The 19,220-nt window shown below is 62.2% G+C and carries 16 protein-coding genes; 13 read left to right on the top strand and 3 right to left on the bottom strand.

Going from position 1 to position 19,220, the window contains the following annotated elements; all coding sequences use genetic code 11:
• Nucleotides 1-68: 68 nt before the first annotated feature.
• The 7 genes from AKL28_RS13315 (at nt 69) to AKL28_RS13285 (ending at nt 6,727) form a co-directional block, all read left to right on the top strand.
• Complete coding sequence (locus AKL28_RS13315) at nt 69-830, top strand: sulfite exporter TauE/SafE family protein (RefSeq protein WP_050468632.1); 762 nt, start codon at nt 69-71, stop codon at nt 828-830.
• A 311-nt stretch (nt 831-1,141) separates the two neighbouring features.
• Nucleotides 1,142-3,070 carry a tRNA uridine-5-carboxymethylaminomethyl(34) synthesis enzyme MnmG gene (gene mnmG / locus AKL28_RS13310; RefSeq protein WP_050468631.1) on the top strand — a complete coding sequence of 643 codons (1,929 nt, stop codon included), beginning with the start codon at nt 1,142-1,144 and terminating at the stop codon, nt 3,068-3,070.
• Nucleotides 3,071-3,120: 50 nt separating this feature from the next.
• Nucleotides 3,121-3,783 carry a 16S rRNA (guanine(527)-N(7))-methyltransferase RsmG gene (gene rsmG, locus AKL28_RS13305; protein ID WP_050468630.1) on the top strand — a complete coding sequence of 221 codons (663 nt, stop codon included), beginning with the start codon at nt 3,121-3,123 and terminating at the stop codon, nt 3,781-3,783.
• On the top strand, nt 3,783-4,322 hold the full coding sequence (locus AKL28_RS13300) for a lipocalin family protein (RefSeq protein WP_050468629.1): 540 nt from the start codon (nt 3,783-3,785) through the stop codon (nt 4,320-4,322). Before rsmG ends, AKL28_RS13300 begins: the two co-directional genes overlap by 1 nt.
• A 64-nt stretch (nt 4,323-4,386) precedes the next feature.
• The gene (gene leuE / locus AKL28_RS13295) at nt 4,387-5,019 is read left to right on the top strand and encodes a leucine efflux protein LeuE (RefSeq protein WP_050468628.1); all 633 of its coding nucleotides are present in this window, start codon (nt 4,387-4,389) and stop codon (nt 5,017-5,019) included.
• Between the two features lie 7 nt (nt 5,020-5,026).
• Complete coding sequence (locus AKL28_RS13290; protein ID WP_050468627.1) at nt 5,027-5,797, top strand: ParA family protein; 771 nt, start codon at nt 5,027-5,029, stop codon at nt 5,795-5,797.
• Nucleotides 5,798-5,812: 15 nt separating this feature from the next.
• Nucleotides 5,813-6,727, top strand: a complete 915-nt coding sequence (locus AKL28_RS13285) for a ParB/RepB/Spo0J family partition protein (RefSeq protein ID WP_050468626.1) — start codon at nt 5,813-5,815, stop codon at nt 6,725-6,727.
• A 144-nt stretch (nt 6,728-6,871) separates the two neighbouring features.
• Here AKL28_RS13285 and AKL28_RS13280 read toward each other — a convergent pair whose 3' ends face one another.
• On the bottom strand, nt 6,872-8,449 hold the full coding sequence (locus AKL28_RS13280; RefSeq protein ID WP_414735700.1) for a glucan biosynthesis protein G: 1,578 nt from the start codon (nt 8,447-8,449) through the stop codon (nt 6,872-6,874).
• A gap of 314 nt (nt 8,450-8,763) precedes the next feature.
• On the opposite strand from AKL28_RS13280, the gene bglX reads away from it, so the two are divergent.
• Nucleotides 8,764-11,118, top strand: coding sequence for a beta-glucosidase BglX (gene bglX, locus AKL28_RS13270; RefSeq protein ID WP_050468624.1), 2,355 nt, complete (start codon nt 8,764-8,766; stop codon nt 11,116-11,118).
• Between the two features lie 99 nt (nt 11,119-11,217).
• On the opposite strand, the gene AKL28_RS13265 is transcribed toward bglX, so the two are convergent.
• Nucleotides 11,218-13,077, bottom strand: coding sequence for an ABC transporter ATP-binding protein (locus AKL28_RS13265; protein ID WP_050468623.1), 1,860 nt, complete (start codon nt 13,075-13,077; stop codon nt 11,218-11,220).
• Nucleotides 13,078-13,539: 462 nt separating this feature from the next.
• Between AKL28_RS13265 and AKL28_RS13260 the strand changes: the two genes are divergently transcribed.
• The 3 genes from AKL28_RS13260 to AKL28_RS13250 all read left to right on the top strand — a co-directional run bounded on the left by AKL28_RS13260 (nt 13,540) and on the right by AKL28_RS13250 (nt 16,789).
• Complete coding sequence (locus tag AKL28_RS13260; protein WP_050468622.1) at nt 13,540-15,285, top strand: ABC transporter ATP-binding protein/permease; 1,746 nt, start codon at nt 13,540-13,542, stop codon at nt 15,283-15,285.
• A gap of 176 nt (nt 15,286-15,461) precedes the next feature.
• A complete protein-coding gene (locus tag AKL28_RS13255; RefSeq protein WP_050468621.1) occupies nt 15,462-16,310 on the top strand; it encodes a D-amino acid aminotransferase in 849 nt (282 codons plus the stop codon).
• A 155-nt stretch (nt 16,311-16,465) separates the two neighbouring features.
• Complete coding sequence (locus AKL28_RS13250; protein ID WP_082221489.1) at nt 16,466-16,789, top strand: HP0495 family protein; 324 nt, start codon at nt 16,466-16,468, stop codon at nt 16,787-16,789.
• A 69-nt stretch (nt 16,790-16,858) separates the two neighbouring features.
• Here AKL28_RS13250 and gcvA read toward each other — a convergent pair whose 3' ends face one another.
• Nucleotides 16,859-17,779, bottom strand: a complete 921-nt coding sequence (gcvA, locus tag AKL28_RS13245; RefSeq protein ID WP_050468620.1) for a transcriptional regulator GcvA — start codon at nt 17,777-17,779, stop codon at nt 16,859-16,861.
• Between the two features lie 175 nt (nt 17,780-17,954).
• Between gcvA and AKL28_RS13240 the strand changes: the two genes are divergently transcribed.
• Nucleotides 17,955-18,341 (top strand): DUF2917 domain-containing protein, encoded by a 387-nt coding sequence (locus AKL28_RS13240; protein ID WP_082221488.1) that lies wholly within the window; start codon nt 17,955-17,957, stop codon nt 18,339-18,341.
• 137 nt (nt 18,342-18,478) lie between these two features.
• Entirely contained in the window at nt 18,479-19,201 is a 723-nt protein-coding gene (lipB, locus tag AKL28_RS13235; protein ID WP_050468618.1) for a lipoyl(octanoyl) transferase LipB, read from the top strand.
• The last annotated feature ends 19 nt before the right edge of the window (nt 19,202-19,220 follow it).

The following is a 19,220-nucleotide window of genomic DNA, read 5'->3' as shown; positions in this document are numbered from 1 at the left end:
TCGCGCCAGTTTGTCTTCGATCGAAAGCCTTTCCATGCAATCTCGTTTTCCTGTACTGGTGATCCGCCATGGCTGATTACCTGATCCTGTGCGCCGCTGCTTTTGTCGCCGGCCTGATCGATGCGGTCGTCGGTGGGGGCGGGCTGGTACTGGTGCCGACCTTGTTCTCGGTATTTCCCAATACGCCGCCGGCAACATTGCTTGGCACCAATAAAGTAGCAGGTGTCATGGGAACCAGCGCCGCAGCCATCAATTTCGCCCGCAAGGTCGCGGTACGCTGGAGCACGGTAACGCCGGCGGCGATCGCGGCATTCGCCTTATCCTTCTTCGGCGCTTATGTGGTTACGCACATCCCGACCGATCTGATCCGCAAGGCCTTGCCCTTTGTATTGATTGCAGTGGCGGTGTATACGCTGAAGAAAAAAGACTTTGGGCAGACCCATGCGCCTACCTTGAGCGGCGCCAAGGAAATGATTTATGCCGCACTGATCGGGGCCGGCGTTGGTTTCTACGACGGCGTTTTTGGCCCGGGTACCGGCAGCTTCCTGGTTTTCCTGTTTGTGCGCGTATTCAGTTATGACTTCCTGTCGGCATCGGCAGTCTCCAAGTTCGTCAATATCGCGACCAATTTGGCCGCCCTGTGCTGGTTCGGCTATAGCGGCCACGTGATCTGGCAGTTGGGATTGCTGATGGCGGTATTCAATATTGGTGGTTCGCTGGTGGGCACCAGGCTGGCGATGAAACATGGCAGCGTATTCGTGCGCAAATTGTTTTTGCTGGTGGTGGGGGCATTGATCTTGAAGAGCGGGTACGATGCCTTCCTGAGATAAGGAAAAAGGGTTGTGTTTTTGGTCCGATGTTTCACGTGAAACATCGCATCAAAATTGGGGAAGAAAATCAAACGGGGCTGCGGCTCCGTTTTGTTTTGTGTTCACATGGTTTTTGTCGCCAAATGTTTCACGTGAAACAGTCGATGCCGGATAGCTATCCGATAGCTAGCGGATATCGGTAGAGCCGGGAATGAGGTAAACCTGCATCACCCCATGCCGATATTCCACATAATCCAGGCAGCCTTCCGACCCCATCATCCAAAAGACTTTATAATCTCGCCTCTGTTCACACCGTCTCCACGAGGCGCATCATGCTATTCCCCACACAATTTGACGTCATCGTTGTCGGCGGCGGGCACGCCGGCACGGAAGCTGCACTGGCCGCGGCACGCATGGGCCAGAAGACCCTGCTGTTGACGCACAACATCGAAACACTGGGCCAGATGTCCTGCAACCCGTCCATCGGCGGCATCGGTAAGGGCCATCTGGTCAAGGAAGTCGATGCCATGGGTGGGGCGATGGCGATCGCCACTGACGAAGCCGGCATCCAGTTCCGCATCCTGAACTCGTCCAAGGGACCGGCCGTGCGCGCTACCCGCGCCCAGGCGGACCGCATCCTGTACAAGCAGGCGATCCGTTCGCGCCTGGAGAACCAGCCCAACCTGTGGCTGTTCCAGCAGGCGGTGGACGATTTGATGATCGAAGGCGACCGCGTGGTCGGTGCCGTGACCCAGGCCGGTATCCGGTTCCAGGGCAGGGCGGTAGTGCTGACCGCCGGTACTTTCCTGGACGGGAAGATCCACGTCGGCCTCAATAACTATGCCGGCGGCCGCGCCGGCGATCCACCGGCGGTGTCGCTGTCGGCGCGCCTGAAGGAGCTGAAGCTGCTGCAAGGCCGGCTGAAGACCGGCACTCCGCCACGTATCGACGGCCGCAGCATCAATCTTTCGATCCTGGAAGAGCAGCCGGGCGACTTCGATCCGGTGCCGGTGTTCTCGGTCATGGGCAATACGGCCATGCACCCGCAGCAGATGCCGTGCTGGATTACCCATACCAACAGCCGTACCCATGACATCATCCGCGGCGGCCTGGACCGCAGCCCGATGTACACCGGCGTGATCGAAGGCGTGGGCCCGCGTTACTGCCCATCCATCGAAGACAAGATCCATCGCTTCGCCGGCAAGGATTCGCACCAGATCTATCTGGAACCCGAAGGCCTGACTACCCACGAGTTTTACCCCAACGGCATTTCCACCAGCCTGCCGTTCGACGTGCAGCTGGAGCTGGTGCGGTCGATGAAGGGGCTGGAAAACGCCCACATCCTGCGTCCCGGCTATGCCATCGAATACGATTACTATGATCCGCGCGGCCTGAAGTCGTCGCTGGAAACCCGCCAGATTCAGGGACTGTTCTTCGCCGGCCAGATCAACGGCACCACCGGCTACGAAGAAGCCGCTGCCCAGGGCATGCTGGCCGGCCTCAATGCCGCGCTGCAGACCCAGGGCCGCGACGCCTGGGCCCCGCGCCGCGATGAAGCCTACCTTGGCGTGCTGGTCGACGACCTGGTCACCCAGGGCGTGCAGGAGCCGTACCGCATGTTCACCAGCCGCGCCGAATACCGTCTGTCGCTGCGCGAAGACAATGCCGACCTGCGCCTGACCGACATCGGACGCCGGCTCGGTTGCGTCGGCGACGCGCAATGGGAAGTCTTCGAGAAAAAGCGCGAAGCGGTTGCACGTGAAATGGAGCGCCTGAAGACCACCTGGGTCAATCCGCGTATCCTGGCCGCTGCCGAAGCCGAACGCGTGCTCGGTAAGGCCATCGAGCACGAATACAATCTGCTCGACTTGCTGCGCCGCCCGAACGTGAGCTATGACAGCCTGATGAGCCTGACCGGCGCCGAAGGCCAGCCGCTGGCCGGCCCTGGCATCGAAGATGGGCCGGTGCGCGAACAGGTCGAGATCCAGGTCAAGTACGCCGGCTACATCGCCCGCCAGGCCAGCGAGATCAGCCGCCAGGACCACAATGAAAACCTCAAGCTGCCGGCTGACCTCGACTACATGGAGGTCAAGGCGCTGTCGATCGAAGTGCGCCAGAAGCTCAACAAGCACAAGCCTGAAACCCTGGGCCAGGCGTCCCGCATTTCCGGCGTGACCCCGGCGGCGCTGTCGCTGCTGCTGGTCCACCTGAAAAAGGGCGGCCTGAAGCTGGCGCAGGGCGAGACCAACGAAGCGGCCTGAGCGCGGCGCCTGACAGGCCAGGACAGCAAGCACAAGAAAACGGAATACGGATGAGCATTACGGCAGACCAGAACCCATTGACCCAGACCCTGAAGGACGGCGCCGCCGAACTCGGCCTGCACCTGAGCGAACGCCAATTGTCGCGCTTGCTGGCCTACCAGGCGCTGCTGGCGAAATGGAACAAGGTCTACAACCTGACTGCGTTGCGCGATCCGGCGCAGATGATGACCCATCACCTGCTGGACTCGCTGGCCGCGGTATCGGCCTTCGCCGGTGCGCAGCGCGTGCTGGATGTGGGTGCCGGCGGTGGCTTGCCGGGCATCGTGCTGGCGATCTGGGCGGCTGAAGCCGAGCCGCAGATGAGCATCACCCTGGTCGATACGGTGCAAAAGAAAACCGCCTTCCTGACTCAAGTGAAGGCGGAGTTGCAATTAAGAAATGTTTCGGTGGTCCATGCACGCGTCGAACAGTTGCCTGTTGAGCAACAATACGATGTCATCACCTCGCGCGCCTTCGCCGAACTGAACGACTTCATCGATTGGTCGAACCATCTGTTGCAAGAGGGCGGCAAGTACATTGCCCTCAAGGGCATCATGCCGCAACAGGAGATCGACCGGCTGCCGCCGGGCTGGAACGTGAACAAGGTACAAGCCTTGCATGTACCGGGACTGGATGCCGAGCGGCATCTCATCTTTTTGGAAAGAAAGTCCTGATGAAAATCTCCATCGCCAAGGCTGCGGCTGCCATGCTCATGCCACTGGTCCTCATGACCGCAGCCGGTGCGCAGGAAGTGAAGACCGTACCCTCGGTCGACCTCAAGCGCTATGCAGGCAAGTGGTATGAGATCGCCAAGATTCCCAACGGCTTCCAGAAAAAATGCGTGTCCGGCACCATTGCCGAATACCGCGCCCGCAGCGATGGCGATATCGACGTCACCAGCCGCTGCAAGACCGCCGATGGCAACGATGAGGAACAGGGACTGGCACGCGTAGTCGGCGGCAGCAGCAACGCCAAGCTGCAAGTCAGCTTCATGCCGTCATGGTTGTCGTGGCTGCCGTGGGTCTGGAGCGATTACTGGGTCACGGAACTGGATGCACAATACACGCTGGTCACCGTCGGCAGCCCTTCGCGCGAATCCCTGTGGATACTCTCGCGCACGCCGGCCATCAGCGACGAGCAATATGAGAACGCAGTCAACAACGCCACCAAGCAGGGTTTCGATACCGCGCGCCTGGTGAAGACCCGGCAGTAATGAATAAACGCCGCCGCGTCCGCAATGACTGCGGGACGGCAAGAACAGCAAAGGGAGAGGCAATATGCAGGCACTGTTTCATACCATCGGCATCACCGACATCTGGCAACTGGTTGCCGCCACCATGGTGTTCCTGCTGTTGCCGGGCCCCGGCACTTTTTGTGTACTGACCTGCTCGGCCAAGCATGGCTTGCGCGGCGGCTTCGCGGCTATTGCCGGGCTGATGCTGGGCGACATCGTCCTGATGTTCCTGGCGGCCATTGGTGTGGCGGCGCTGCTGCATGCCAATCCGCTGCTGTTTCGCGGCATGCAGTACCTGGGCGCGGCCTATCTGGCCTACCTCGGACTGCGGCTGTTGTTTGCAAGAGGCGAGGGCGGTGGTACAGTCGTACCCTTTTCCAACGCTGCGGATTTCCGGCGCGGCTTTCTGGTGACGCTGATCAACCCGAAAGCCATCGTGTTTTACATGGCGTTCTTCCCGCTGTTCCTGGACCCCGCCACGCAACAGGGTGCGCTCACTTTTGTCACGATGGGCGCGGTGATCTGCTGCTGCACCGTTTTCTACGGCAGCATCCTGGTCCTGATCGGCAATGCGGCTGCGCGGCGTCTGGCGCGCAACCGCACCATCGCTACCCTGGCTTCGCGCGCGGCAGGCGTGTTCCTGATCGGTTTCGGCATCAAGTTGACTACTCAATAAAAAAGACATGGCTAAAATTTTTTGCGTCGCCAACCAAAAGGGCGGCGTCGGTAAAACCACCACAGCAGTCAACCTCGCCGCCGGTCTGGCGCAACTGAACCAACGGGTCTTGCTGGCTGACCTCGACCCCCAGGGCAACGCCACCATGGGCGCCGGCATCAACAAGGCGACGCTGGAAGGCTCGATCTACGAAGTGCTGCTGGGGATGTCCGACATCCGCAGCGTGCGCAAGACCTCGGAAGCCGGCAACTTCGACGTGCTGCCAGCCAACCGCGAACTGGCCGGCGCCGAAGTCGAAATGGTCGAGCTGGAGCAGCGCGAGGCGCGTTTGAAAAACGCCTTCGCTTCCGTGGCCGACGACTACGACTTCATCCTGGTCGATTGTCCGCCGGCGCTATCCATGCTCACGCTGAACGGCTTGTGTTCGGCGCATGGCGTGATCATCCCGATGCAGTGCGAGTACTACGCGCTGGAAGGCCTGTCCGACCTGGTCAACACCATCAAGAAGGTGCATGCCAAGCTGAACCCGGAGCTGAAGGTGATCGGCCTCTTGCGCGTGATGTTCGACCCGCGCATGACGCTGTCGCAGCAAGTCTCCGACCAGCTTGAGCAGCACTTCGGCGACAAGGTCTTCAAGACCGTCATCCCGCGCAACGTGCGTCTGGCAGAAGCGCCGTCCTACGGCGTGCCGGGCGTGAACTTCGATCCCAACTCCAAGGGTGCGCAAGCCTATATCGCGTTCGGCGCGGAAATGGTCGAGCGCATCAAGACCTTATAAGTAACAGGCAATCCAATGGCAACATCACTGAAAAAATCCAAAGGCTTGGGGCGCGGACTCGATGCGCTTCTGGGCGGCTCGTCCGACATTACCGAAGAAGCCCAGGCGCAAGCCGCGCAAGCTGGCCTGCCCAGCGTGATGGCGGTGACCGAGCTGCAGGCCGGCAAATACCAGCCGCGTAGCCGCATGGACGAAGGTGCGCTCAATGAACTGGCAGCCTCGATCAAGGAACAAGGCTTGCTGCAGCCGATCCTGATCCGCGCCATCGGCCAGAAGAACGGCAAGGATATCTACGAGATCATCGCCGGCGAGCGCCGTTTCCGCGCCGCCAAGATCGCCGGCCTGACCGAGGTGCCGGTGCTGGTCAAGAACGTCGACGACCAGACCACCGCCGCCATGGCGCTGATCGAAAACATGCAGCGCGAAGACCTCAATCCGCTGGAAGAGGCGCAAGGCATTCACCGCCTGATCACCGACTTTTCGTTCACGCACGAACAGGCTGCGGTTGCCGTGGGCCGTTCGCGCAGCGCAGTGTCCAACCTGCTGCGCCTGCTGAACCTGGCCAAGCCGGTGCAGACCATGCTCATGGCCGGCGACATCGACATGGGCCATGCCCGTGCGCTGCTGGTGGTCGACTCGGCTACCCAGATCCAGCTGGCCAACCAGATCGTCGCCAAGCGCATGTCGGTGCGCGACGCCGAAAAGCTGGTCACGCGTGCCTCTGCAGAACAGGCCGCGAAGCCGCGTGAAGGCAAGGAAAAATCGCGCGACATCGCACGCCTGGAAGAAGAGCTGTCCGACCTGCTGGCCACTCAGGTCAGCATCAAGACCGGCGCCAAGAACAAGGGGCAACTGGTCATCAGCTTCAACGATCTCGATGCGCTGGATGGCGTGATTACCCGCCTGCGCGGGGAATCGGTGGAGTCCTGAGGCTAATCGGATAAGCCGGCAGCACGTCAAGCCGCAATGCCGTCCAGTTCAGGCTGGACGGCATTTTCATTTGGATCGTAAAAAAGCCGCTTCAACGGAAGCGGCTGGAATTAATTATATAAATAATTTTTAGGAGGCTGGCGATCAGAACGTCCGCTGCACATCCGAACGCGGCGGCAACTGGTAGCTCCAGGTCTCGGTCAGCACCTTGGGACCGGACAACAGCGCCGCACGCAACTCCACCGCCTGCGCCGAATTCCGGACCTTGACCCGCAGCGTCAGGCGCCAGCCGTTGATAGCCGGGTTGGGTTGCAGTTTGGCATCGATCAGTTCGCCGTTGTTGCTGATGCTGACTTGCGGACTGACCTGCGCGCCGGCCGGCAGCTTGGCCAGTGCCGGGCCGGTGAAGTCGACCAGCAGGGCGGTCGTGCCGTCGAAGCTGCGGATCAGGTTGGCCTGGGTCAGCTCGCCATCGGTGTGGAACGTCTGCTTCACCCAGCTTACTTCATCCTTCAGGATCGCGGCCTCGTCCATGGTCCAGTGGATGCGGTAATCGAAAGCCATCGGCACACCCTTGGCCGGCAATTGCGCCGGCAGCCAGTAGGCTACGATGTTGTCGTTGGTTTCGTCGGCAGTGGGAATTTCCACCAGCTGCACGGCGCCTTTGCCCCAGTCGCCCCTGGGCTCGATCCATGCGCTCGGGCGCAGGTCGTAGCGGTCTTTCAGGTCCTCGAAATTGGCGAACTCGCGGCCGCGCTGCAGCAGGCCGAAGCCCTTGGGATTGGTTACTTCGAACGAACTCACTTCCACGTTCTGCGGATCGTTGAGCGGACGCCACAGCCATTCGCCGGAACCGGTGTGGATCGCCAGGCCGTTGGAGTCATGGATGGCCGGACGGAAGTTGCGCCTGGACGATTGCTGGTTGGGACCGAACAGGAACATGCTGGTCAGCGGCGCGATGCCCAGGCGGGCCACCTCGCCGCGCAAGAACACGCGCGCCTGCACATCCAGCACCGAATCCTGGCCGGGCGTGAGGGTGAACTTGTAGGCGCCGGTGGCGCGCGGGGAGTCGAGCAGGGCGTAGAAGGTCAGCTGCTTGTCGCCGCTGGCGGGGCGCTGGATCCAGAATTCGGTGAAGTGCGGGAATTCCTCGCCGCTCATCATCGCGGTATCGATGGCCAGGCCGCGCGCAGACAGGCCGTACACCTGCCCCTTGCCGATCACGCGAAAATAGCTCGCGCCCAGCACGCTCATCACCTCGTCTTCCTTGCCGGGGCTGTTGACCGGATAGACCACGCGAAAGCCCGCATATCCCAGGTGCGAAGTGCTCTCCTTGTCGAAATGCAGGTCGCCGAAGTCGAAGCGGTCGGTGCTGTAGCCGATCTCTTGCATGCGGCCGCCGACGATTTCATGGATCAGTACCGGCGAGTTGAACTGCATGCCCTGGTGGTAGAAGGCCAGTTTGAATGGCGTCTTCTGGTCGCGCCATTCGAACTTCTCGCTCTTGGGCTGGATCTTCATATAGTCGGCAAACTGCATGCTGGAAAACACCGGCGGCAGATTGCTCACAGGCTTGCGGTAAGGCTGCTCGACCAGTTCCTTGGCGCGGGCCGTCACCTGGTCCAGCGAAAAAGTCTGGGCCTGCGCAGCCGTTGCCAGCAGGGCGGCAGACAACAGCAAGGCGCTGGGCAGGGGAATGCGCTTGAACACGTTCAGAATCACTTATTTCTCCATAAGGACGCGGCGCCTGCAGGTGCCGCCATGGCAACTTTGCGCTGCGATCGGCAGCGGGGGCAGAGCCCGGCAAGCATTAAAACAGAATAATATAGCGAACCGTCCAGCCACCGGCACGTCATAGAACAAGCAAATGCGCAGGAAAATGCGCAAGCATTCATCGCGCCAGGGCTCCCGCACCGACGGCATCATCCGTTTCCAGTCCGCGGCGCCTCCAGTATGAGGACGTGCCGCGGTCAAAGTTTCAGAACGCATTTCATCCACAGGCGTGAGATGCGTCCTATAAAAAGAGAGGAATTTACGTGTTCATCAAGCACCCCGCCAGGCCGGCCGCTCACGCGCGCCGTTCACGTCATCGCTACATTGCATCAGTGTGTGCGCTGGCCTGTGCCGTCAGCCTCCTGGCGCCGCAGGCATATGCGCAGGGCAAGCCGGCCCTGCTTGGCGATAAGGCCGCCTTCATCAATGACCTGATGTCGCAGATGACGGTTGATGAAAAGATCGGCCAATTGCGCCTGGTCAGCATCGGCCCCGACATGCCTGCCAAAAAACTGGCCGATGAAATCGCCGCCGGTCGCGTCGGCGGTACCTTCAACTCGGTCACGCGCGCCGACAACCGGCCGTTGCAGGATGGCGCCATGCGTTCGCGCCTGAAGATCCCGATGTTCTTCGCCTACGACGTGATCCACGGCCATCGCACCACTTTCCCGATCGGCCTCGGGCTGGCCTCGAGCTGGGACCTGGACGTGGTCGCCACCGCCATGCGCACCGCCGCCGAAGAAGCCGCTGCCGACGGTATCGACATGACCTTCGCACCGATGGTCGACATCAGCCGCGATCCGCGCTGGGGCCGTACTTCGGAAGGCTTCGGCGAAGATCCGTATCTGGTGTCGCGCATCGCTGAAGTCTCGGTGCGCGCGCTGCAGGGCGAGAAGAAGCCCATCGCCGCCGACCGCCTGATGGCCAGCGTCAAGCACTTCGCGCTGTATGGCGCGGTCGAGGGCGGACGCGACTACAACGTGGTCAACATGGACCCGCAGCGCATGTACAACGACTACCTGCCGCCTTATCGCGCCGCAGTGGATGCCGGCGCCGGCGCGATCATGGTGGCGCTCAACTCCATCAACGGCACGCCTGCCACATCCAATGTCTGGCTGCTGCAAGACCTGCTGCGCCGCGAGTGGGGCTTCAAAGGGCTGACCGTAAGCGACCACGGCGCCATCACCGAACTGGTGAACCACGGCGTGGCGCGCGACGAGGCCGAAGCGGCGCAACTGTCGATCAAGGCCGGCACCGACATGAGCATGGCCGACCAGGTCTACCTCAGCCAGCTGCCGGGCTTGCTCAAGTCGGGCAAGGTAGCGCAGCAGGATCTCGACAATGCCGTGCGCGAGATCCTTGGCGCCAAGTACGACATGGGCCTGTTCCAGGACCCTTACGTGCGCATCGGCCAGGCCGCCGGCGATCCGCCCAGCGTGAATGCCGAGAGCCGCCTGCACCGCGCCGCCGCGCGTGAGGTAGCGCAACAGTCCATGGTGCTGCTGGAAAACCGCAATGCCACGTTGCCGCTGAAGAAGACGGGAGCCATCGCACTGGTCGGCCCGCTGGCGGATTCGCATATCGACATGCTGGGCAGCTGGTCGGGGGCAGGAGTGGACAAGCAGACCGTCACGCTGAAACAGGGCCTGCAGGATGCGCTCGGCGCCAAGGCCAAACTGGTCTACGCGCGCGGCGCCAACATCACTGAAGACAAGCACATCGTCGACTACCTCAACTTCCTCAACTGGGACGACCCCGAGGTGGTGCAGGACAAGCGCAGCCCGCAAGCCATGATCGCCGAGGCGGTCAAGGCGGCGCGCAGTGCGGACGTGGTCGTGGCGGCAGTGGGCGAGTCGCGCGGCATGTCGCACGAGTCGTCGAGCCGCACGCAGCTGACGTTGCCGGAGAACCAGATGGCCTTGCTCAAGGCGTTGAAGGCCACCGGCAAGCCGCTGGTGCTGGTACTGATGAACGGCCGTCCGCTGGACCTGAACTGGGCGCGCGACAATGCTTCCGCCATTCTCGAGACCTGGTACACCGGCACTGAAGGCGGCCATGCGATTGCCGACATCCTGTTCGGCGACGTCAACCCCTCGGGCAAATTGCCGATCACCTTCCCGCGCTCGGTGGGCCAGATCCCCAGCTACTACAACCACGCGCGCCTGGGCCGTCCGTTCACCGAAGGCAAGCCGGGCAACTACACCTCGCAGTACTTCGAAGAACCCAACGGACCGCTCTACCCATTCGGCTATGGCTTGAGCTACACCGAGTTCAGCCTGTCCGGTGTGACCATGTCACAGCCGGTGATGAAAGCCGATGGCCGCGTCGATGCCACGGTCACCGTGAAGAACACCGGCCGCCGCGCCGGCGCTACCGTGGTGCAGTTGTACATCCGCGATGTGGCCGCTTCGGTGGTGCGTCCGGTCAAGGAGCTGAAGGACTTCCGCAAGGTGTTGCTGCAGCCGGGCGAGCAAAAGGAAGTGCGCTTCACCATCGATGCGAAGGCGCTCAGCTTCTACAACGCCAAGCTGGAACACGTGGCCGAGCCGGGCGAATTCCAGGTGCAGGTGGGGCTCGATTCCAAGGACGTGAAGACGGCTTCGTTCACGCTGGAGTGAGCGTCGCGGTGATGTCGGGGAGTTTTGTCTTGCTGAGCGCTTCCCGCAAAAAAAAGCCCCGTCACATTGACGGGGCCATCTCCAGACCTTGCGTTTTCCTCAGGCCATCGCTTCAGCCGGCTCATCATCTTCTTCACCCAGAAACCCGCCGCTCTGGTGCGCCCACAACCGCGCATACAGGCCGTTGGCGGCCAGCAGTTCGCTGTGCGTGCCTTGCTCGATGATGCGGCCCTGATCCAGCACGATCAGGCGGTCCATCGCCGCGATGGTCGACAGGCGGTGCGCGATGGCGACCACGGTCTTGCCTTCCATCAGCTTGTACAGGCTGGTCTGGATGGCCGCTTCGACTTCCGAGTCGAGCGCGCTGGTGGCTTCATCCAATAGCAGGATGGGCGCGTCCTTGAGCATGACGCGGGCGATCGCGATGCGCTGGCGCTGGCCGCCGGAGAGCTTCACGCCGCGTTCGCCCACATGCGCGTCGTAGCCGGCGCGGCCCTTGGCATCGGCCAGCGTGCCGATGAAGTCGTGCGCTTCGGCGCGCTTGGCGGCATGGATCATCTCGGCATCGCCGGCATCGGGGCGGCCGTAGAGGATGTTGTCGCGTACCGAGCGGTGCAGCAGCGAAGTATCCTGCGTCACCATGCCGATCTGGGCGCGCAGGCTGTCTTGCGTGACATGCGCAATGTCCTGGCCGTCGATCATGATGCGGCCGCCTTCGATATCGTAGAAGCGCAGCAGCAGGTTGACGATGGTCGACTTGCCGGCGCCGGAGCGTCCTACCAGGCCGATCTTTTCGCCCGGGCGGATCACCAGGTTCAGACGATCCACCACCGGCCGCGGTGCGGCGCCGCCATAGCTGAAGTTCACGCCTTCAAAGCGCAGTTCGCCTTGTTTCACCAGCAAGGGTTTGGCATCGGGCGTGTCCTTCACATCATGTGCGCGCGACAGCGTGTTGATGCCGTCCTGCACCGTGCCCACGTGTTCGAACAGCGCAGCCATTTCCCACATGACCCAGTGCGCGATCCCGTTCAGGCGCAGCGCCATCGCGGTGCCAGCCGCCACTGCGCCGATGCCGACCTTGCCTTGCGTCCAGAGGTAGAGCGCGATGCCGGTGGTGCCGATGATCAGCACCATGTTCAGGATGTGGTTGACCACTTCGAAGCCGGATACCAGGCGCATCTGCTGGTTCACCGTGACCAGGAACTCGCGCATGGCGCTGCGCGCGTAGCCGGCTTCGCGGCCGGCGTGCGAGAACAGCTTGACTGTCGCGATGTTGGTATAGGCATCGGTGATGCGCCCGGTCATCAGCGAACGGGCATCGGCCTGGTTGCGGGCCACCTTGGACAGGCGCGGCACGAAGTAGCGCATGGCGATCGCATAGGCGACCAGCCAGATCATGAAGGGCACCAGCATCAGCAGGTCGAAGGTGCCGACCACGGCGATCAGCGTGACGAAGTAGATCACGATGAACACCATGATGTCGCCGGTGATCATGCAGAAGTCGCGCACCGCCAATGCCGTTTGCATTACCTTGGTGGCAACCCGGCCGGCGAACTCGTTCTGGTAGAAGCTCATGCTCTGGCTGAGCATCAACCGGTGGAAATTCCAGCGCAGCAGCATCGGGAAATTGCCGGCCAGGGTCTGGTGCTTGTACAGCGTCTGCAGCGCGACCAGCAGCGGACTGCCGGCCAGCACCAGGCACAGCCAGAGCAGATGGTGGCCTTCCTGCGCCCACAGTTGGGCCGGCTCGACCTTGGCCAGCCAGTCGACAACGCGGCCCATCATGGCGAACAGCATTGCCTCGAACACGCCGATGATGGCAGTCATCGAGGTCATGGCCGCAATGTAGCCGCGTACCCCACGGGTACAGAACCAGATGAAGCTCATGAAGCCGCGCGGGGGCGGCAAGGGATGGTCTTCGGGATAGGGGTGAACCAGTTTTTCGAACCAGGCGAACATGCAAACTCCACAAAAGCCGGGCCTGCCGCAAGTGGCGTCGCCGCGACGCCGACGGTCGATGTGAGCGTGTCGGGCCGGGCAGGCGGGGCGTCAATTATTATTCATTCATCGTTGCGCGCCGGGAAGTCGGTATCGATCGGATGACCGTGCGCGCAGGTGTTGCTGGGCGGGTGCGGCTTAAGGCCGCTTATTTTGTTGCCCGGTACGGCGATGGCTTGTCTTCCTTACTGTTTTCCTGCGGCATCCGGCCATTTTAGGGAGCCGGAGCGTTGCAGAAGGAAAAGATGAAGCCGAATGATCTCATAACGGGAAGGATTGCGTACACCGCCGCACAGGAAAACACTTGTCGGAAAAAACGAATTGTCGCTTCCTTGGAACAGGTTCCTGCATCGGCGGATGTTAAGTCTGGCTTAAGTCTGTAACGGCAAGCTGGTCGGCAAGTCCATCGCCAACCCGCTTGCCATGACCAACACTACGCCACCCAGCAGCCCCGGCCGCGCCGCCGTCTGGAAACTGATCAAACCGTTCTGGGCTTCCGACCAGAAATGGAAAGCCTTCGGCCTCCTGTTCGCGATCATTGCCCTGAACCTGGGGATGGTCTACATCAACGTGCGCCTCAATTCCTGGAACCGCGACATGTATGACGTGCTCCAGGCGCACAATTACCCGCAGTTCAAATCGCTGCTGTGGCAATTCTCCGGCCTGGCCTTCGTCTTCATCGTGGTCGCCATCTACAGCGTCTATCTGACGCAGGCGCTGCAGATCCGCTGGCGCTACTGGATGACCGAGCGCTACATGGATCGCTGGCTGGCGCACCGCGCCTACTACCGCATCGAACAGGGCCAGCAGGGCCGCCTCTCCGACAACCCCGACCAGCGTATTGCCGAGGATTTGCGCGCGCTGACTTCCGACACGCTGTCGCTGGTGCTGGGCTTCATCTCCAGCAGCGTCACGCTGCTCTCCTTCGTGCATATCCTGTGGCTGGTGAGCGGGCCGGCTTCCTTCTCCGCGCTGGGACAGGCATGGAGCATTCCCGGTTACATGGTGTGGTTCGCGGTGGCCTATGCGGCGGTCGGTTCGGCCGTTGTGTGGTGGATCGGCCAGCCGCTGGTCGGCCTGAATTTCAACCAGGAACGCTTCGAGGCGAACTTCCGTTTCGGCCTGATCCGCGTGCGTGAACATTCGGAAGCCGTCGCCTTATATCGCGGCGAGGCGCAGGAGCGCGCGCAGCTCACCGCGCGCCTGGACGACATCCGAGGCAACTGGTGGGACATCATGCGCGTGACCAAGAAGCTCAATATCGCGGTCAATTTCTACGGCCAGTTCGCGGTCATTTTTCCGATGCTGGTGTCGGCGCCGCGCTATTTCTCCGGCGCCATCTCGCTGGGCGTGCTGATGCAGATCAGCAATGCCTTCGGCCAGGTGCAGGATGCGCTGTCGTGGTTCATCAACGCCTTCACCACGCTGGCCAGCTGGAAGGCCAGCATCAACCGCCTGGCCGGCTTCAATGCCGACGTCGAGCGTGCGCAAGGCATGGCGCGCACCATCGAGGTCGAGCGGCACACCGGCAGCGCGCTGACCATCGAAGGCCTGCAGCTGTCCTTGCCGGATGGCGGCGTTGTGTTGCGCGGCATGGATGCGCGCCTGGAATCGGGCGAGCATGTGCTGGTCAGCGGCCCTTCCGGCTGCGGCAAGTCGACGCTGATCCGCGCCATCGCCGATGTCTGGCCCTATGGGCGCGGGCGTATCGGCCTGCCTGCCGACGCGGCGATGATGTTCCTGCCGCAGCGCAGTTACCTGCCGATCGGCACCTTGCGCGCGGCACTGTCGTACCCGGCTGCCGAAGGCAGTTTCGACGATGCGACGATCGCGCGTTACCTGGCGCTGTGCCGGTTGCCGCAACTGGTTGGCCGACTGGACCAGGCCGCCAACTGGAGCCATGCCTTGTCGCCTGGCGAGCAGCAGCGCCTGGCCTTCGTACGGGTGTTCCTGAACCGGCCGGCGCTGGTGTTTCTGGACGAGGCCAGCAGCGCCATGGATGGCGAAACCGAAGAAGTGCTGTACGCAGCGTTGCCGCGGGAGCTGCCGGGCGTGACGGTGGTCAGCATCGCCCACCGCGAGACGTTGGCGCGCTTCCATTCGCTGCGCTGGAGGTTCGTGCCGATGGGCGAAGGCGAGGGATGCCGGGTAGAGGTTGCGGCGCTTTAAACCTCGCATGCCGTCCTGGTGAAAGTCAGGGCCCAGCGTCGTCCGGCGGCAAGTGAAAAACGGGAGATGCAATACCGTTTTTGCATAACCCCGTACACTTGCGTATGCCACAATCTTTGAATGGCGGCTGCGAATCCACCGCTTTCCCTCATTCCCGACCACTTGGAAAATTCACCATGAACGACCCCATCGTCTACCTGAACGGCGAACTCACGCCCCTGTCCGAAGCCCGCGTTCCCGTGCTGGATCGAGGTTTCATCTTCGGTGACGGCATCTATGAAGTGATCCCGATGTATGGCCGCAAGGCCTTTCGCGGCCAACAGCACCTGGCGCGCCTGTTCCGCAGCCTGAAGACCATCTCCATTCCGAATCCGCATAACGAAGCCGAATGGTTCGCCCTGATAGAGCGCGTGGTGCAGGCCAACAACCTGGACGACCAGATGATCTACATCCAGGTCACGCGCGGCGTGGCCAAGCGTGCGCATGCTTTCCCCAAGGAAGTGGTGCCGACCGTGCTGATCATGACCAATCCCATGGTGCTGCCGCCGGCCTCCGCGCGCGAAAACGGCGTGGCTTGCGTGAGCATGGAAGACCGCCGCTGGCTGAACTGCCAGATCAAGTCGACCTCGCTGCTGGGCAACGTGCTGGCGGCGCAGTTCGCGGCAGAAAACGAAGTGACCGAGGCCATCCAGTTCCGCGACGGTTTCCTGTCCGAGGCATCCTCGTCCAACGTATGGGTGGTCAAGGACGGCAAGATTTCCGCGCCGCCCAAGGACAACCTGATCCTGGAAGGCATCCGCTACGGTTTGATGGAAGAACTGTGCGCCGGGCAGGGCATCGCGCTGGAAGCGCGCCGCATCCTGCGCGACGAGGTGTTCGCCGCCGATGAACTGTTCATCTCCTCGGCCAGCAAGGAAGTGCTGCCGGTGGTGACGCTGGACGGCAAGCCCATCGGCAGCGGCAAGCCGGGTCCGGTCTATGCCAAGGTCTACGCTGCTTACCAGGCGGCCAAGGCGCGCCTGTAAGCCGTTTGAGGTTTTTTGCTTGCATGGGCCGCCAAGTGCGGCCCATGTGCGTGTTGGGGTGTATTGTGGGCTTGATTTGCCGTTGTATGGCGTAAAATGTCGGCATTCCCCCTCCCGCAACCCCTTCCGCTTGAAGCCGGCCGTTTGAGCCCCATATGGGTACATTGAAAACGGAACGCCAGCGGAACACGCTGAGCCATACTGCCATGACTATCCCAACCGAAGAATCCCTCATCGAATATCCGAGCGACTTCCCGATCAAGGTGGTCGGGATCCTGCACGATGAATTCGCCCAGACTATCGTCGAACTGGTGGTCGAGCACGACCCTGAATTCCATGCCGGCAAGCTGGAGATGCGGCCGTCCTCGCAGGGCAAGTACCTGTCGCTGACGCTGACCGTCCGTGCCACCAGCCGCGAGCAGCTGGATAACCTGTACCGCGCGCTGTCGTCGCACGAGAAGGTGAAATTCGTGCTGTAAGCCCTTGCGCGCTTGCTTATGAAACCCGGCGTTGCCTGCCAAGGCGCGCCGGGTTTTTGTTTGGGGAAATCAGCCGGGCCAGCCGCCGGTTTCGCGGAAGAGCTTCATTTCCATGAAGATCCACTTCTTGAATTCAGCCACGGCCGGCTTCTCTTGTCCCTCAGGAAGGTGCACGAAGTAATACGATTCGTCGGCCTTCAGGGCCACGTCGAACAGCCGCACCACTTCGCCGGCGGCGATTTCCTGCGAGGCGATCATGTGCCGGGTCAACGCCACGCCGCTGCCGTCAGCCGCCGCGCGCAGGGTCAGCGAAGAATCCTCGATCACCAGTCCGCCGGTGGGCTCCGGCAAATCCAGCCCGGCTTGTTGCAGCCAGGGCTGCCAGGATTCGCGCTGGTCCATGCGCAGCAGTGTGCATTGCGCGAGGTCGGCGAGTTTGGAGGGTTTTTTGCCGCGCTTGCTGCGGTAGGCGGGGGAAGCCACCGGGTAGTAGTAATCGTCGCTCAGTTTTTCCGATACCACACCGCTATAGCCGCCGCGGCCGAAGCGCAGGCCGACATCGACGCCGTCCAGGCGCAAGTCGGATAAATGGCTGCCCGACTGCAGCACCACCTCGATCTCCGGATGGCGGTCGATGAACTTCCACAGGCGCGGCGCCAGCCAGCGCGAGGCAAACGAAGGCGTGCTCGATATCACCAGCCGTTGCTGGCGGTTCAGGCTGCGCAAGTGCTCGGCCGCCAGTGCGATCTCGGACAGCGACTTGCGGATGGTGGCGGCGAAGCGCTGGCCGGTTTCGGTCACTGAAATGCGCTTGCCGTGGCGGATGAACAGCTGCAGGCCGAGCTCCTCTTCCAGCGCGCGCACCTGGTGGCTGATGGCGCCGGGCGTGACATGGATTTCCTCGGCGGCGCGCGAGAAGCATTCGTAGCGCGCGGCGGCATCGAAGGCGCGCAGCGCCGCCAGGTTGGGTAGCTTCCTCAAGTCGGCCATGCTGGTTCCTTGTGAATTTGATTCGCAATAACGCCGAATATATATCGTTTTGGTTTGCGCGTGAGGCTTCCTACAATGAAATCCAATTCAACGAAATCACCGGAAATATCCTAGAAGGGCAAGGCATAGAGGCTTGGCCCGGGCTTGTCCGGCGAAACGGGAAAAGGAGTCCGCCATGCCAATTTCATTCACAAACGAACAGGCCCCGCTATGCCTTGAAGAAGGGCGCGTCCACGCCATGCGGCTGCAAAGCCCGGTACGCGTGAGGGTGCGCAGTGGGTTGATCTGGCTGACGGTGGAAGAGGGCGGGGCGGACGTGTGGCTGAGCCCCGGCCGCGACTTCGATTTCCACGGCCGCGGGCTGGCGGTGTTTGAAGCCGTCAAGGGTTGCGCCGAATTTGACATCCTGCCGCTGCCCGGCCCGCTGGCGCGTGCCGTTCGGGCGGTGCGCGGCTGGTTTGTCCGCCAGCAGCCGGCTATCGCCGACTGCTGCACGGCGGACGGCCAGGGCGCGCTACGCATCAGCCGCCTGTTGCCGCGCGGGCTGATCCGCTGGTTCTGAGCCGGGAGAACGAGGCGGCCGGCCGGTCGCCTTTTTCCAACGTTTTCCAGCCATGAATATTGCTCCTAATGCAATATTTTCCGTCAAAACCCTTGCCGCGCCGACGGGCCAGAGCGAAGTTCGCTAAACTGGCAGCCATGCAGACAGCAACACAAACCGTAGGCGCGCAGCAGCTTGCCGCTTCGCCCACCATCCTGACCGGTTCCGGCCTGCCCCAGATCGTGCGGCGCGGCACCGAGCCCTACGAGGCCAGTTTCGCGGCCATGCGCGCCTACACCGACGCGCGCACCGCCGAGACGCCCGACCAGCTCTGGATCGTCGAGCATCCCCCGGTCTACACGCTGGGCCTGGGCGCCGACCGTTCCCATGTATTGAATCCCCACGACATCCCGGTAGTGCAGACCGACCGCGGCGGCGAAGTCACCTTCCACGGCCCCGGCCAGGTGGTGATCTATCTGCTGATGGACCTGCGCCGCAGCCGCACCGGAGCCCGGCTGTTCGCGCGCGAGTTCGTGCACAACATCGAGCAGGCGGTGATCGACACGCTGGCGGCGTATAATCTCGCCGGTGAACGCAAGCAGGGCGCGCCGGGCATTTATGCCGCCGACGGGCCGTGGCAGGGCGCCAAGGTGGCCGCATTGGGCTTGAAGATCCGCGGCAACGGGTGCACTTACCATGGGGTATCGCTCAACGTCGACATGGATCTGATGCCGTTTTCCTGGATCAATCCCTGCGGCTACGAAGGCCTGGCCACGGTCGACATGAAGACCCTGGGCGCCGACGATGCCCGCCTGGCCGACGTCCAGGCGCTGCTTGCCGAGAAACTGATCGCCCGCTTCACGGGCATAGACGGGCGCTGAGGCATACGCCGGGCGCCGG

It is taken from the genome of Herbaspirillum chlorophenolicum, assembly GCF_001189955.1.
Classification (GTDB): Bacteria; Pseudomonadota; Gammaproteobacteria; order Burkholderiales; family Burkholderiaceae_D; genus Herbaspirillum; species Herbaspirillum chlorophenolicum.
The sequence above is the reverse complement of the archived record's forward strand: the minus strand, read 5'-3'. Positions and strand labels throughout refer to the sequence as shown.